The 15602-nt window shown below is 35.8% G+C and carries 13 protein-coding genes; 10 read left to right on the top strand and 3 right to left on the bottom strand.

Going from position 1 to position 15602, the window contains the following annotated elements; translation table 11 throughout:
- The first annotated feature begins 498 nt into the window (after nucleotides 1–498).
- The 3 genes from NSQ74_RS22400 to NSQ74_RS22390 all read left to right on the top strand — a co-directional run bounded on the left by NSQ74_RS22400 (nucleotide 499) and on the right by NSQ74_RS22390 (nucleotide 4466).
- Nucleotides 499–1329 carry a helix-turn-helix transcriptional regulator gene (locus NSQ74_RS22400; RefSeq protein WP_340826234.1) on the top strand — a complete coding sequence of 277 codons (831 nt, stop codon included), beginning with the start codon at nucleotides 499–501 and terminating at the stop codon, nucleotides 1327–1329.
- Between the two features lie 307 nt (nucleotides 1330–1636).
- A complete protein-coding gene (locus NSQ74_RS22395; RefSeq protein ID WP_340826233.1) occupies nucleotides 1637–2953 on the top strand; it encodes an NtaA/DmoA family FMN-dependent monooxygenase in 1317 nt (438 codons plus the stop codon).
- A gap of 82 nt (nucleotides 2954–3035) precedes the next feature.
- Nucleotides 3036–4466 carry a DHA2 family efflux MFS transporter permease subunit gene (locus NSQ74_RS22390; protein WP_340826231.1) on the top strand — a complete coding sequence of 477 codons (1431 nt, stop codon included), beginning with the start codon at nucleotides 3036–3038 and terminating at the stop codon, nucleotides 4464–4466.
- 497 nt (nucleotides 4467–4963) lie between these two features.
- Here NSQ74_RS22390 and NSQ74_RS22385 read toward each other — a convergent pair whose 3' ends face one another.
- The 3 genes from NSQ74_RS22385 to NSQ74_RS22375 are packed head-to-tail and all read right to left on the bottom strand — an operon-like array spanning nucleotide 4964 to nucleotide 7829.
- Nucleotides 4964–5758, bottom strand: a complete 795-nt coding sequence (locus tag NSQ74_RS22385; protein WP_340826230.1) for an ABC transporter ATP-binding protein — start codon at nucleotides 5756–5758, stop codon at nucleotides 4964–4966.
- Nucleotides 5759–5772: 14 nt separating this feature from the next.
- Complete coding sequence (locus NSQ74_RS22380) at nucleotides 5773–6828, bottom strand: FecCD family ABC transporter permease (RefSeq protein ID WP_340826229.1); 1056 nt, start codon at nucleotides 6826–6828, stop codon at nucleotides 5773–5775.
- The gene (locus NSQ74_RS22375; RefSeq protein WP_340826227.1) at nucleotides 6828–7829 is read right to left on the bottom strand and encodes a FecCD family ABC transporter permease; all 1002 of its coding nucleotides are present in this window, start codon (nucleotides 7827–7829) and stop codon (nucleotides 6828–6830) included. The genes NSQ74_RS22380 and NSQ74_RS22375 overlap by 1 nt, the downstream gene beginning before the upstream one ends.
- 156 nt (nucleotides 7830–7985) lie before the next feature.
- Here NSQ74_RS22375 and NSQ74_RS22370 point away from each other — a divergent pair, with 156 nt between their 5' ends.
- From NSQ74_RS22370 to NSQ74_RS22340, 7 genes are all read left to right on the top strand, one after another.
- Nucleotides 7986–8966: an ABC transporter substrate-binding protein gene (locus NSQ74_RS22370; protein ID WP_340826226.1), complete on the top strand. Its 981-nt coding sequence runs from the start codon at nucleotides 7986–7988 to the stop codon at nucleotides 8964–8966.
- Between the two features lie 314 nt (nucleotides 8967–9280).
- The gene (locus NSQ74_RS22365) at nucleotides 9281–9958 is read left to right on the top strand and encodes a response regulator transcription factor (RefSeq protein WP_340826225.1); all 678 of its coding nucleotides are present in this window, start codon (nucleotides 9281–9283) and stop codon (nucleotides 9956–9958) included.
- Nucleotides 9959–10309: 351 nt separating this feature from the next.
- On the top strand, nucleotides 10310–11350 hold the full coding sequence (locus NSQ74_RS22360; protein ID WP_340826224.1) for a siderophore ABC transporter substrate-binding protein: 1041 nt from the start codon (nucleotides 10310–10312) through the stop codon (nucleotides 11348–11350).
- 19 nt (nucleotides 11351–11369) lie between these two features.
- Nucleotides 11370–12386, top strand: a complete 1017-nt coding sequence (locus tag NSQ74_RS22355) for an ABC transporter permease (RefSeq protein ID WP_340826535.1) — start codon at nucleotides 11370–11372, stop codon at nucleotides 12384–12386.
- Complete coding sequence (locus NSQ74_RS22350) at nucleotides 12383–13447, top strand: iron chelate uptake ABC transporter family permease subunit (RefSeq protein WP_340826223.1); 1065 nt, start codon at nucleotides 12383–12385, stop codon at nucleotides 13445–13447. The genes NSQ74_RS22355 and NSQ74_RS22350 overlap by 4 nt, the downstream gene beginning before the upstream one ends.
- On the top strand, nucleotides 13444–14196 hold the full coding sequence (locus NSQ74_RS22345) for an iron ABC transporter ATP-binding protein (RefSeq protein WP_340826222.1): 753 nt from the start codon (nucleotides 13444–13446) through the stop codon (nucleotides 14194–14196). Before NSQ74_RS22350 ends, NSQ74_RS22345 begins: the two co-directional genes overlap by 4 nt.
- A 598-nt stretch (nucleotides 14197–14794) precedes the next feature.
- The gene (locus NSQ74_RS22340; RefSeq protein ID WP_340826221.1) at nucleotides 14795–15367 is read left to right on the top strand and encodes a manganese efflux pump; all 573 of its coding nucleotides are present in this window, start codon (nucleotides 14795–14797) and stop codon (nucleotides 15365–15367) included.
- The last annotated feature ends 235 nt before the right edge of the window (nucleotides 15368–15602 follow it).

Raw genomic sequence — 15602 nt, 5'->3', positions numbered from 1 at the left:
TTCATTCAATGAAATGGGCTTTTTTATGCACAATGAAATTGATTAATATTTATAGAAATTTCGAAATTTAATTTATTTTAATGTAACGCCAGTAATACATATAGATTTTCAGATTTATGTATTGCGCCTACAATTGCTTGTGATGAGTCTCGTAGAGTGCATGTTTCTTTCCTACTGGTTTGACCGAATCCTATCCCACATGTGTACTAAATCATCATTCAGCAAACCTGATTAGACAATAATGCATATTAGTATTTGTGATTTGTGTATTTGTATTTGTTCCAGACCTTGTTAAACTATAGTTTATAATGCGAATCTTTATTAATTAATATCCTTTTAGTAGCAACATCTGATTAGAGTATTTCATGGGCGCAAAACTATTTTTACTTTAATAGCTTCAGTCATTGTATTGGCTGAGCAATGGTCGTGCTGGCGGGAATATTGTCAGTGAAAGTAGACCAGATGTACAATGTTTGGATAGGGAGCAGGTGTATTATCATGATAGACTTAGATAAATTAGCCGAGATATTTGCTAGAGGTTTTTATGATATAGAAGGTGTCCACCGTTTAGTGATCCAGCCGAAAAGTATATTAAGTGAATTTAGAACCGTCCGCCATGGATTTCTTTTTGTAATTCGTGGGGAGGCTAGAATGCGTGTGAATGGAACTGTCTATGAATTACATCCTGGCTCAGTAATTCACGTGGCTCCAAGCATGCAAATGGACGCGCAAGTTATAGGTCAATCAGAGTACGAGTACTATTTACTGTTTTATAGATTTGACAAGTTAGACGAAATATATAGCGTTAATGAATGCGACTCCCATTTCAAACTGGAGGCGGGAGCAAATCCGAGAGTACTAGAATTGCTTATTATGCTGCACCAGAATGCCAATACACTTAGTGGTATTGGGAAGCTTCGTGTCAAAGAATTATTTTTAAGTGTCATGCATCAAGTGTTGGTGGGTTGCAAGCTTCGAGTGATTGGCAGTTCTCCAAGTGAAAAGGTAATAGAGGAGGCTATTGCATACATACACAGGCATTATATGAACCCGTTAACACTCCATGAATTGGCGGAGCTACATGCAATGAATACCAAGCGCTTCTCATATTTCTTTCACAAATATACTGGGCTTCGTCCAATCGACTATCTTATCAATTATCGTATGGAAAGAGCAAGTGACTTACTTAAAGTGGGGAATTTCGCCATCAACGATATTGCTATCAGTGTCGGATATGCCAATCCGCTTTATTTCAGTAGAGTGTTTAAAAAGAAATTTGGTGTGTCTCCTTCCGCATACACACATAAATTAGATAATCGTATAAATTGAGTGACTGATTTATGTTTTACGCCTGCAACTGGTGATGAACCTAGAGTGCAGGCTTTTTCCCCTTTGTCTTATTATTTCCTTCCAGAGCCCTATCCTACAAGTGGCTAAATTATCTTTCAGCAAAACTAGATTAGATAATAATACATATCGTATTGGTGATTTGTGTATTTGCATTTGTTGCAGACCTTGCTACACTATGGTTGATAATGAGAATCATTATTAATTAATAGCCTTCTAGAAACAACATCTGATCAGAGTATTTCATGGGTGCAAAACTATTTTTACTATATAGAAAGGGTTGGTAATATTGACGACAAATAGACAATTATGTATTGGATTAGTCTTATCTACTTGGGTGAAAGGAGGCGACTGGCGGCGCCCAGACAGCGGTGTGGAAAAAATGGATTCAATTGACCCTTACATTGATTTGGCAAAGATGGCGGAGAAGACAAAGCTCGATTTTCTTTTCAGGGCGGATTATCTTTTTGTTAGTCCACAGATGCTTGGCGATTCTGCTAATTTTGGTAGCCCTGACCCCACTATGATATTTGCAGCGATTGCTCGTGAAACTGAGCGGATCGGTCTAGTAACGACTATTTCTACCACTTTTAATCCACCATATGTTGTTGCTAGACAGCTTCAGACTTTGCATTGGCTGAGCAATGGACGTGCTGGCTGGAATATTGTCACTTCTATTGAAGGTGCCGAAAATTTTGGTGAGTCACCTATGCCTTCTTCCAAAGAAAGATATGCGAAAGCAATTGAATTTACTGAGGTCGTACGTAAACTCTGGGAAAGTTTTCCGAAAGAAGCCATTGTTATTGACCGTGAGACAGGTATATTTTCCGATAAGGATAAAGTTTCTCCAATTAATCATTCAGGTGAGTTTTTTAGTGTTAAGGGACCACTTACTTTGCCTGCTCATAAATCGGGACCAATTCCATTATTTCAAGCAGGTGCGTCGGACACAGGACGAAATTTTGCCTCTTCAATAGCAGATGCTATTTTTGCTGCGATGCCAGACCTTGAATCGGGAGTAGAATTGCGAAATGATCTGAGAAGAAGAACTATTGAGCATGGACGTGATCCGGACACCATAAGAGTTTTGCCAGGTTTATATTTTTTCTTGGCTGAAACTCGCGAGGAAGCCCATGAATTACATAAGGCGGCACACGCACATTTGACTATTGAGCGCAGACATGCATCGCTTAAATCAGTACTGGGTCTTGATTTGAGCAGCTTTGCTTTGGATCGTCATGTAACTTCCGATATGCTTCCCGATCCGAATCAGCCAGTCCGCAGCCGAACACATGCAGAGCTGTTGCGCCGGTATATTACAAATCATCAGCCTACAGTGGAAGAGGTATTGGCAAGGCCGGAGGTTGTCGGGTCTGCTCACTGGGTTTCCGTTGGAACGGTTGAAGACGTTTTGAAAGATATAATTGAGCGATTTGAGGCTGGAGCTATTGACGGATTTATAGCTATTCCGGGTGGTTCAGAAAAATCTTTGAAATTATTTTTTGAAAAGCTGATGCCGCAGTTGGTTGAAAGAGGCTTGTTCAGAAGTGAATATACGGGTGTCACTTTGCGGGACCATTTAGGGATTAATATTACTGATCATTAATATAGGGGTACTTTTGAAAAGGGTTTAGGAGAAAAATGAACAAAAAAACTTATAACAAAATAAAATTTTAGGTGGATTATTCATGTCATTAACAGTAGAAACACAGCAAACAAAAGTGATAAAAACTACTCCAATATTAATTTCTTTCTTAATTGCTGGTTTCATTGGATTATTCAGTGAAACGGCTTTAAACATGGCTCTCGGAGATTTAATACAAGTATTTTCTATTAGTTCTTCCAAGGTACAATGGCTGACAACAGGTTATTTATTGACCTTGGGAATATTAGTTCCTGTCACGGGTCTCTTACTTCAATGGTTTAGTACACGTCAAATATTTATTGTGTCATTGATTTTTTCAATTATTGGGACACTAGTCGCAGCTCTTGCACCAAGCTTCGGAATATTAATGTTTTCTCGAGTGATTCAGGCTATAGGTACTGGATTATTGTTGCCTCTGATGTTTAATTCGATCTTATTGATTTTTCCCATCCATAAACGAGGTGCAACAATGGGACTAATAGGGTTGGTCATTATGTTTGCACCTGCAGTTGGACCCTCAATCTCAGGACTAATTCTAGAAAAACTGACTTGGCATTGGATTTTCTGGGTTTGTCTACCGTTTTTAATTCTTGCGTTGGTATCGGGTATCGTGTATATGCAGAATGTATCAACCATAACTAAACCTAAAATTGATATATTATCTATTGTTCTATCTTCGATTGGTTTTGGCGGGATTGTCTATGGTTTTAGCAGCGCGGGTGAGAATGGCTGGGGAAGCGCGATTGTAATCACGATGATTATAATGGGTCTTACTGCACTTTCCTTGTTTTCTTGGCGACAATTAAAAATGGATAAACCGATGCTTGATTTACGTGTATTAAAATATCCAATGTTTACTCTAGGTTTATTGTCCGTATTTATTTGCTTCATGGTAATAATGTCCACAATGATTTTGTTGCCATTATATTTGCAAACGGGACTAGCATTGACTGCATTCACTGCGGGGCTTGTTTTGTTGCCAGGTGGTGTGCTAAATGGATTAATGTCCCCAATCACAGGTCGTATCTTTGACAAATTCGGACCAAGAGGACTTGTTATACCTGGATTTGCAATCATGCCTATCATGTTATATATCATGTCAAACGTAACCATTGAAACGTCGGTTAGTATGGTGATTGTGATGCATTCCATTCTATTTATAGGTGTATCAATGGTTTTGATGCCTGCTCAGACAAATGGACTAAATCAATTACCTAAAAATCTTTACCCAGATGGGACTGCTTTAATGAATACATTACAGCAAATGTCGGGAGCAATTGGCACTGCAGTTGCAATTACGATTATGTCCGCTTCTCAGAAAAGAAATATGAACAATATAACTGATCTATCAGACCCCTCTTCAATTGGAGCTTCATTAACAGCGGGAGTACAGGACTCCTTTAGATTCACTCTAATTATAGCTATGATTGGTTTAGTTATTTCCTTCTTCATCAAATCTTCCCGTGTTAAATAGGGCTTACTGAATAATTTAAAACTCTCATTTCACGACTCAAAACAAAAATAGAAAAACATCTGCAAATCCTGTATTGTTGTAAGTCCTAATCAAACAAAATGTTTAGTGAATCTGTTGCAAGGATAATAAATACGTAGTAAATTCAATAAATAACTTTTGCTCATTTTTATTCATTAAAATAAGCAAATAGAAACTACTTGTCTATTCAAGAAAAAGCTATGATTATGGAATGTTTAAGACGAATTCTGTGAGATACAGCAGGAAGCACAACAATTAAAATTAAATATTTGGTCGCACGATAATTATTTCCAATTAGACAAATCGTCTGCTGTTGAAAATCATTTCATGCAGTAAACTGCCCCATAAAAGTTAGACATAAAATCTAACCTTTACGGGGCGTTTTAATTTTTATTGAATGGAAACTCGATCCTATAACTTTGAAGCGTTCTAACAAAATAATTAGGTAAGAGCATATTGATTGAGAACTTCTAATTTAATTAAGAGATAATCCTTCCTTTACCGAAGGGTATACATAAAGGCGTACCGTATATAGGATCATTTGTCATCTGACATTCTAAATCGAAAACATGTTTTACTAATGCAGTTGTCATAATTTCTTCAGGTTTTCCCTCTTGATAAACTCCTCGATCACGCACCGTAATAATGTGATCAGCATATCGACATGCCAAATTAATATCGTGTAGAACCATAACGATTGTTCTATTTTGTTTATTTAATTCAAAAAGTAAATCTAAAATTTCAATTTGATGTGTTAAATCTAAATAAGTAGTAGGTTCATCTAACAGAATAATATCTGTATCCTGAGCTAGCGTCATAGCAATCCAAGCGCGTTGACGTTGACCACCTGAAAGCTCATCCACTGGTTTATCCTGTAAATGATCCACGCCCGTCGCTTTTAAGGCGTTTAACACTATTTCTTCATCTTTTTCTGTCCATTGTTTTCGCCAGCTTTGATGAGGGTAACGACCTTGTTTTACAAGTTGTAAAACTGTTAACCCTTCTGGTGCTACTGGTGATTGAGGAAGAATAGAAAGCTTTTTAGCTACTTGTTTTGTGGACAATTTAAAAAGGTCTTGTCCATCTAATAATACCGTGCCTTGTTTAGGCTTTAATAAACGAGCGATTGAGCGTAAAAGTGTAGATTTTCCACAACCATTGGCACCAATCAACACAGTAATTTCATTCATAGGAATCGATAAATTTAGATTTTCAATAATATTGGAATCACCATAATTTAGTGTAAGTGATTTAGTTTCTAAAGTTTTAGTCATGAAGTTTGACTCCTTTATTTTCTAGGATTTCTCAATAATAAATAGATGAAATAAGGGGCACCAATAGCAGCTGTAAACACTCCTGCTGGCACTTCTAAAGGACTAAATGCAGTGCGTCCAATAATATCTGCAACCATTACTAATAAAGCACCAATAGCAGCGGATGTAGGAATTAATACACCGAATGCTGGACCTATAATACGTCTTGCAATATGTGGCGCCATTAAGCCGACGAAACCAATAGCTCCTGCAAATGAAATGGCACTAGCAACGAGACTTGAACTCAAGAGTAATAAGAAAAAACGAGTTTTTTGTACAGTTTGACCTAAACTTGCAGCTGTGTCATCACCCAATTCTTGCACGTTTAACTGTCGAGTAATAAAGACTGTTAGAAGCAGAAGGATTATAATTATTGGAACGATAATTTGAACTTGATTCCAATCTGCACTTTTGACGCTACCTGTAATCCACTTATTGGCTTCACTAGCTTGATAAATAGGACCGATAACCATCAACATCGTCGTAATAGCCTGCATAAAAGCAGAAACCCCGATACCAATTAATACAAGACGGGTTGCAGTCACACCATCTTTCCAAGCAAATATATAAACAATAAATGCAACGGCAGTAGCTCCAATAAATCCTGCAAGAGGTAGCCATTCAATACTAACTGTTAAAGAATGATTGGAGTCACTGAAAATAGCTAAAAAACCAACTACCGCAGCTCCACCACCAGCAGAAATACCGATTATGTCTGGTGAAGCAAGTGGATTTTTAATCAGACCTTGTAAAATAGCACCTGCCACTGCTAAAGCCATACCTGCAAACGCTGCAATAAAAATTCTTGGCAGTCGAAAGTCAATAATAATTAATTGATCAAAATCAGAACCTTGTCCGATTATCGTTTGCATTACTTTTAACGGATTTATAAATGAATCACCAAACGATGCACTGAAGAAAAAAACAAATAGTGCTGTGATACTAAGAAAAGTTAGCTTTTTAGAAGCTTTTACATCTAGTAAAAAAGAAATTTTATTTTGTAGTAAACGAACTGTTTTTAATTGTTTCATTATTTTTTTCCACCTTTTCGCGCAAGGTAAATAAAGAATGGTGTGCCAATCATGGCTGTCATTACGCCAACTGGCACTTCTTGAGGCATAATAATATAGCGTGCTGCCACATCTGCTAACAGTAAAAGAATCCCACCTAATATAGCAGCCATCGGAATAAGCCAACGATGATCAGTACCAACAAACTTTCGCGCAAAATGGGGTACTACAATTCCAACAAATCCTATAGGACCAGCTATTGCAACTGAGCTACCTGCTAAAAAAATAACAATAATGCCAACTGCTAATTTCATCATGCCTAGTGGTAACCCGAGACCTCTTGCTATATCATCCCCAAGGGCAAGAATATTCATTTTAGAAGAGATAAGTAGAGCTGCAATCCAACCAATAACTAAATATGGTAACACAGATATTAGAATCTCCAGCTTTCTCCCTTGTACAGATCCAGCTAACCAAAACAGTACTTGCTCAAGTTCTGCTTCGTTTGTTGCAAGTAAACCTTGTGTAAAAGAAGCGAAAAGTGCACTGATTGCGGCTCCAGCTAACGTTATTTTGACTGGAGTTACGGCATCTCGTCCAGATGAACTAATGCCATAAACTGATAGAGCAGCTATTGCGGCACCTAAAAATGCAACCCATGCTAAAGATTGTAAAGCTGAAATATGGAAGAAAATCATTGCAAATACGACTGCAAAGCCAGCTCCAGTATTGATTCCTAAAATTCCAGGGGATGCTAGTGGATTTTTCGTTAATGTCTGCATCAGTACCCCTGTAATAGCTAAAGAAGCCCCCACACATGTAGCAATTAGAGCCCTAGGAATACGAACATTTTGAATAATGATATGCTCGTTTGAATTATTAAACTGGGTAAAAGATTCAATCGTCGTTTGAATGGAGGTATTTGCATAGCCATATACAATACTTATTCCCATGCAAATAAGTAAGAGAAGTGTTCCTACTATTAACGCTAAAGATTTTGAAGAATTATTTTTAAAAATCATATATTCATACTCTTTCTTCTATATAGAATGTACTCGCATTTTATTAAAAATATATTGACAGTAATAAATTCTTGCAATATTATTGACTTCGTTCTTAATAAAAATGATAATCATTATCACCAAACAATTTTATCATATACAATGGGGGAAAAAAAGATGCAAAAAGCATTTCAAAAGTTATTAGTATTGCTATCTGTTATGGCTATTTTTGTTCTTGCAGCGTGTGGCAATTCTAAAGATAACGAGAAGGAAGAAAGTTCAAAAGAAAGCAATGCTTACAGTGTCGAACATGCAATGGGGACAACTGAAGTAAAAGACACACCAAAACGTATTGTTGTATTAACAAATGAAGGAACAGAAGCACTTTTAGCTTTAGGTATTAAGCCAGTAGGTGCTGTTCAATCTTGGTCAGGTGATCCTTGGTATGATCATATTAAAGATCAAATGGACGGTGTAGAAGTAGTTGGTGTTGAACATGAAATTAATATTGAAAAAATCGCTTCTTTAAAGCCTGATTTAATCATTGGTAATAAACTAAGACAAGAAAAAGATTATGCAAAACTTAGCAAAATTGCTCCAACAATTTTTTCAGAAACATTACGTGGTGACTGGAAAGAGAATTTTAAATTATATGCAAAAGCAGTGAATCAAGAAACAAAAGGTGAAGAAGTATTAACAGCCTACGAAGATAAATTACAAGCACTTAAAGAAGAACTTGGTGATCAAACGAATAAAGAAATTTCGTTCGTACGTTTTATGGCAGATAAATCTCGCATCTATTACACAGATTCATTCTCAGGTGTCATCTTTGATGCATTAGGATTTAAACGTGTTCCAGCTCAAGCAGACTTATTTAAAGATAATGCAAAATTAGGGAAGTTGGCTATTGATTTAGGAAAAGAAGCAATTCCTCAAATGGATGGCGATGTTATTTTCTACTTCACCTACATGCCAACGGGTGATGATTCTGCGTTAGCAACTGAACAAGAATGGACACAAGATCCACTTTGGAAAAACCTAACTGCTGTTCAAAAAGGCAACGCACACAAAGTGGATGATGTCATTTGGAATACTGCTGGAGGCATTCTAGCTGCTAATATTATGTTAGACCAAGTTAAAGAATATTTTATTAAATAAGATTTTCACTTTCTAACAATTAATCAATTAACTATAAGAAGCGTTATACAATTATCACAAAATTGTATAACGTTTTTTATTTTGAATAAGGACTAATCACAAACATGGTGGAGCCTATTCAATGCTTAAATAGAAAAAAGCAATTTGTTGAAAATATCATTTATCTTTACTTTTTTATACACATTTATTGTAAATTTGCATAAACCTATCCTAATAAGTTGTTATAATAGTTTTTTAGAAATTTAAGATTTAATCATTCGATATGACTTTTTGTGATAAATTTATTTATGAAATGAAGTAGAGGTGAACGGTAGATGAAACAGGTGTTGGTACTAAAGAATGAACGCTCATTAGCAAAGAAAATCGTAAGCGGACTAAAACAAGAAGGCTATTTCATTTTAACACTTCATAATGAAAACAAAGGTTTAAATATAGTATATGAGCAAGATTGGGATATTATCGTATTGGATTGGGATTCGTTAAGTATATCTGGACCGGAAATTTGCAGACAAATACGGGCTGTAAAAACGACACCAATCATTATTGTGACCGACAATGTATCCGACAAGGATTGCATAGAAGGATTACAAGCAGGGGCAGATGATTATATAAGAAAACCATTTGTGAAAGAAGAATTAGTAGCAAGGATAAAAGTTATTTTAAGGAGAGGGGACGTTATCCAACCAAATGAGACTAATTTCTTCCGGTTTAAAGATCTCTTCGTTGATGCATCCCACAATATTGTGACAAAAAGTGGCGAAATACTCCCTCTTACTCAGCGCGAGTATGACCTCCTTATATTTTTAATCAAGAATAAAAATAAAATTTTGAGCCGTGAAATGCTTTTGAATCAGGTATGGGGATATGACGCAGCAGTCAGTCCAAATGTAGTGGATTTATATATTGGGTATTTAAGAAAAAAGCTAAAGTGTGAGAAGAAAGATAGATATATTCAAACATTACATGGTAGAGGCTATTCAATGATTGAATAATAAAGTGAAGATAATAGGTCAATCGAGAAAAAAAGAGTAAAAACAGTTTCAACCAGTTTTTACTCTTTTTTTGTTCTGTAAAATATATTGAAAATTCTGTTTATTAATTAAAAAGATATGAAAATTACATATTTTATTTTGCATCCAAGCTATGCTTGATGATCAAAAAGTAACTTAATATATCAACCTACAGCCTTCACAAGATTTTCACATAATTAATGACTATACTATACCACAGAACGTTCAAATGAAAATGATTATCAATGGCAATTGAGGTGGATAGTAATTACGATTCAATTCAATCTATAGATTTCATCATTTTCAAAAAAAATCATTATAAGGAGTATATGTATGAAAAAATCTATGTTTTTAAAATTAGTTGGTATTTTAGCAGTTTTGACTTTAATGTTAGTAGCTTGCTCAGATTCAAGTAATAAAACTGAAGAAACTAGTCAAGAGTCAAAGGCTAATGAAGATAATGGAAGTGAAGAGGTTACTAAACCTACGACGGTTGAAATCACTGATGCCCATGGAACTGTTACTGTTCCAGTAAACCCAAAGAATGTAGTTGCTTTGGATAATAGAACTTTTGAAACGTTAGCGGATTGGGATATTGAATTAGTAGCTGTTCCAAAGGATGTTATGCCTGCAGATTCACCATATGTAAAGGACGATTCAGTTCAAAATGTTGGAAATCACCGCGAACCAAATCTTGAAATTATAGCAGCTGCAAACCCTGAACTTGTAATTATCGGTCAAAGATTTGCTGGCTATTACGAAGATATTAAAAAATTAGTGCCAAATGCAGCAGTTATCGATCTTAATGTTGATGTTTCTGAGGAAGCTGCAACGCCTGGGGAAAATTTAGAAAATGGACTTAAAAATTCAACAATTGCTTTAGGACAAATTTTTGATAAAAATGAAGAAGCTAAACAATTGGTAGCTGATTTTGATAAAGTGATCGAAAATGCTAAATCTGCTTATAACGGAACAGATAAAGTTATGAGTGTTATCGTTGCTGGTGGGGATATTGGTTTTTCAGCTCCTCATTCTGGACGTGTTTGGGGACCAATGTATGAAATTTTCGGTTGGGCTCCAGCATTAGAAGTAACTGATTCTACTTCAGATCATAAAGGTGATGAAGTTTCTGTTGAAGCTATTGCACAAAGCAATCCTGATTGGCTTTTCGTATTAGATCGTGATGCTGCAACATCTGATGCGGGTGATTCAGTTCCTGCTAAGGATGTTCTTGCTAACTCACCTGCTCTTCAAAATACAACTGCTGTTTCTAAAGACCGAATTATTTATGCACCAGCAGATACTTATACAAATGAATCAATTCAGACTTATATAGAGTTATTTGAAAATCTTGCAAATACTTTAGCTAAGTAGTGCAAAGGAGTTTGGAATGGTGCCAAAAAATATAATTTCTAGGGTTGAGAATTTTTCTCAACCCCAGTTTTATAACTACAATAAGATATGGACAAAACCTTTTATATTAGCGATTATCGTTGTTATTATTTTAGGCATTATATCACTGTTTACTGGAGTTTATGATATACGTGGACAAGAGGATGGAATGGAGATGTTTTTCATAACTCGTGTTCCAAGAACTGCTGCATTAATGCTGACTGGAGCTGCAATGTCAATGGCAGGGCTCGTAATGCAACTGATTACACAGAATCGTTTTGTTGAACCTACTACAACAGGGACAATTGAATGGTCAGGTTTAGGGCTGCTTCTTGTTTATTTATTATTTCCTGCCCCGACTTTAGTTCTAAGAATGACTGGGGCAATCATTTTTTCTTTTATAGGAACAATGATTTTCTTTTTATTTTTAAGAAGAGTTAAACTTCGCTCGTCTTTAATTGTTCCGATTATTGGATTGATGCTTGGAGCGGTCATTTCTGCAGTATCCACTTTTATGGGACTCCTTTTTCAAATGACGCAAAGTATTGAAACTTGGTTTGTGGGTTCTTTTGCGCCCGTTCAGGTGGGAAGATATGAATATTTATGGCTAATTGTGATTGTTACGTTGCTTATTTTTATTTATGCAAATCGATTGACTTTAGCTGGACTAGGGGAAGACATAGCAACAAGCCTCGGTGTAAATTACAATAGGATTGTTCTTTTTGGAACTGCCCTTATTTCTGTTGCAGTTGGAATTGTTGCAGCTGTTATTGGTAACTTACCTTTCTTGGGTTTAATTGTCCCGAACATTGTTTCAATGTTTAGAGGTGATGATCTTAGGAGTAATTTGCCTTGGGTATGTGTGATAGGAATGGGGACTATAACTGCCTGTGACATAATTTCCCGAACAATAATAATGCCATTTGAAGTACCTGTTTCATTAATACTTGGAACAGTGGGGTCAGTCGTGTTTATTACTATTTTATTGAGACAAAGAAAACCTAGGAGGCTACGATGAACACATTGGATTATAGAAATAAAGAAAATGTCGATATCGATGCTAGCCTTCATAATGAAAATAGATCAGCTAGGGCTTTTCGTACTAAGAAGGAAGAAAGACGTTATTGGGTTTTGCTAATAACATTGATTGCGTTGGGCATCCTTTCTTCATATGGTCTTTTAGTTTATAACAATCCAGTTCCGATAGATTCGCCTTCTTTTATCCCAGTTGTTATGAGAAGGATTGTAGCGCTTGTTGCAATGATTATTGCTGCAGTTTGTCAGAGCTTGTCGACTGTCGCTTTCCAATCGATTACGAATAATAGGATAATAACTCCGTCGCTTTTAGGTTTCGAATCACTTTACTCAACAATTCAAACGAGTACAATATTTTTCTTCGGTGCTAGTGCATTGATAAATTTTACTGGAATCGGATCATTTTTATTTCAAGTTGTCGTTATGGTTGTGATGAGTTTGATACTTTATGGATGGTTACTTTCGGGTAAATATGGGAATTTGCAACTTATGCTTTTAGTTGGGATTATTATTGGTACTGGGTTAAATTCTGTGTCGACTTTCATGAGAAGACTACTTGCGCCTTCTGAATTTGATATTTTACAAGCAAGATTGTTTGGTTCTGTTAATAATGCAGATTCTGCATATTTTCCTATTGTAATTCCTATGGTAATAATTGTAGCAATATTACTTCTTGCTCATTCTAAAAACCTAAATATATTGTCACTAGGAAAAGATGTTTCTACTTCATTTGGAGTTAAATATCAATTTAATGTAATTTATACGCTTGTATTAGTAGCTATTTTGATGTCAATTTCAACAGCATTGATTGGACCGCTAACTTTCTATGGCTTTTTAGTAGCAACTTTGAGTTATCAGGCGGCATCAACTTATGATCATCGATATATTTTTCCAATGGCTCTTGCTATAGGATTTTTGATAATAACGAGTGCATACTTTTTGATGTATCATGTATTCCATGCTCAAGGTGTAGTTTCAGTTATTATTGAATTATTTGGTGGAATAATATTTTTAACTGTAGTTTTAAGGAAGAGGGCTTTATGATAAAAATTGATAATGTTAAAAAGTTCTATACTGATAAGGTGAAAATAGGACCTTTGGATATTGAAATACCAAAAGCAGGATTTACTTCTTTAATTGGACCAAATGGTGCTGGAAAGTCTACGACACTTTTAATGATTGGAAGACTCTTAGAGATGGAAGAAGGTCAAATCCAAGTGGCGAAAATGGATATTTCTGAAACCAAATCAAAAGACTTAGCAAAAATTTTGACTATATTACGGCAAGAAAATCATTTTGTAACTAGGCTTACTATTAGACAACTAGTTGGGTTTGGACGCTTTCCTTATTCAAAGGGGAGATTGACTAAAGAGGATGAGGTTATTATATCTAAATATATCGATTTTTTAGACTTAACGGATTTAGAGAATAGATATTTAGATGAGCTTTCTGGAGGTCAAAGACAAAGGGCATATGTAGCAATGGTTTTATGCCAAGAGACTGAATATGTACTTTTGGACGAGCCTCTGAACAACCTTGATGTTGCTCGTTCTGTTCAAATGATGGAGCATTTGAGACGTGCTGCTAATGAATTTGGAAGAACAATTCTGACTGTTATGCATGATATAAATTTTGCAGCCAAATATTCTGATAGTATTTGTGCTATGAAAGATGGACAAATTGCCGCTTTTGGAACAGTAGAAGAGGTTATGGACTCGAAAATTTTGACTGATATTTTTGAAACAAAAATAGAAATAATTGAAGGTCCTTATGGGCCAATCGCTGTTTATTAGCTTCAATACTTGCAAAGATTATAATAGCTGAAGCTGCTGTCTGTATTTTATAGGCTGCAGCTTTTTTAAAATGGGTAGTATTTCAACCTAGAAGAAGTAAACGAATACAACAGATGAACCATTTACTGTAGAAAATCATTTCATACAGTAGGTGGTTTTTTGCTTCGCGGAAAAAGCGTGTGCAATCGCGGAAAAAAGTGCTTGAATCGCGGAAAAAGCGTGTGCAATCGCGGAAAAAAGTGCTCGAATCGCGGAAAAACGGTGTACTATCGCGGAAAAAGGTATTCGAACCACAGAAAAAAGCACCAACCACAAAAAAGCTCCCCCCAATCGTATGGAAATCCCGTCCCTTACGGATTACATCGCATTCACGGATGAACGCCTATTTGAACAAAATTTGCGCCTCATATTATAGAAAATGGGTAAACGCATTAACTTGCTTCAGCAAAAGTCCTTCACTTCTATAAGTGAGGAATGCATGCCACAAATGCACTTAACGGTCCCGACAGATGCCACAAATTTTGAGAGGATCTTTTCGAGCAGGCTTGAAAAAATCCAGATGCAATTATGCCAAGGCCTTATTGACAGGAGGGAAATCATGCATTGGATAACCATCATTTTGATTGGTATAGCTGCCAATTTAGATAATCTAGGGATTGGCCTTGCCTATGGGGTTAAGCGAGTAAAGATACCGATTATATCGAACGCAGTCATTGCTATCATTTCAATGATTGTCACTTACGTGGCAGTGACGGCTGGTAGTACAGTAGTAGAGTATATTTCTCCACACACGGCCAATCTTTTAGGAAGTCTTTTGCTGTGTGCTATTGGGGTATATACATTATTCTCTAATCGTCTTTCCAAAAATGGCATCGCGAAAAATCCTGAAGTGTTTGATGAAGATAAAAATCATATTATTTCAATTAGAGAGGCAATGACACTTGGATTTGTTTTATCAGCGAACTGTTTTGCAGGCGGAATCGCTATTGGAGCAAACGGTATTTCAGCTATATGGACGGTCATCTCGATTGGAACCTTTTCTTTTATAACTGTGGGAGTGGGAATTCATTTTGGTGCCCTTCTTTCAAAAACATATATTGGCGTGTACTCCACAGCAATTTCAGGATGGTTACTAATCTTAATTGGGGTGTTTGAAGTTTTTGCTAAATAATAAAATCGAGGGATATTACTGATGTTTAACAGTAATATTCCTTTTTCATTGAGGTAAATTTGACATATTGAGGACGTTTTTGGATTGCTAGTTGACATAGTAAGGTATCAGAGATTATTCTTTGGTTATATAGTGTAATTGAGAATTATTTTCGTTTTCATTTTCATAATATTGCTTTCATGGAAATATTGAGAATATTATTCGTTTCAATTATAATGTTTAATGGAAAATAAAT

Origin of the sequence: Lysinibacillus sp. FSL W8-0992, from assembly GCF_038008685.1 — a bacterium.
Lineage (GTDB): Bacteria > Bacillota > Bacilli > Bacillales_A > Planococcaceae > Lysinibacillus.
The sequence above is the reverse complement of the archived record's forward strand: the minus strand, read 5'-3'. Positions and strand labels throughout refer to the sequence as shown.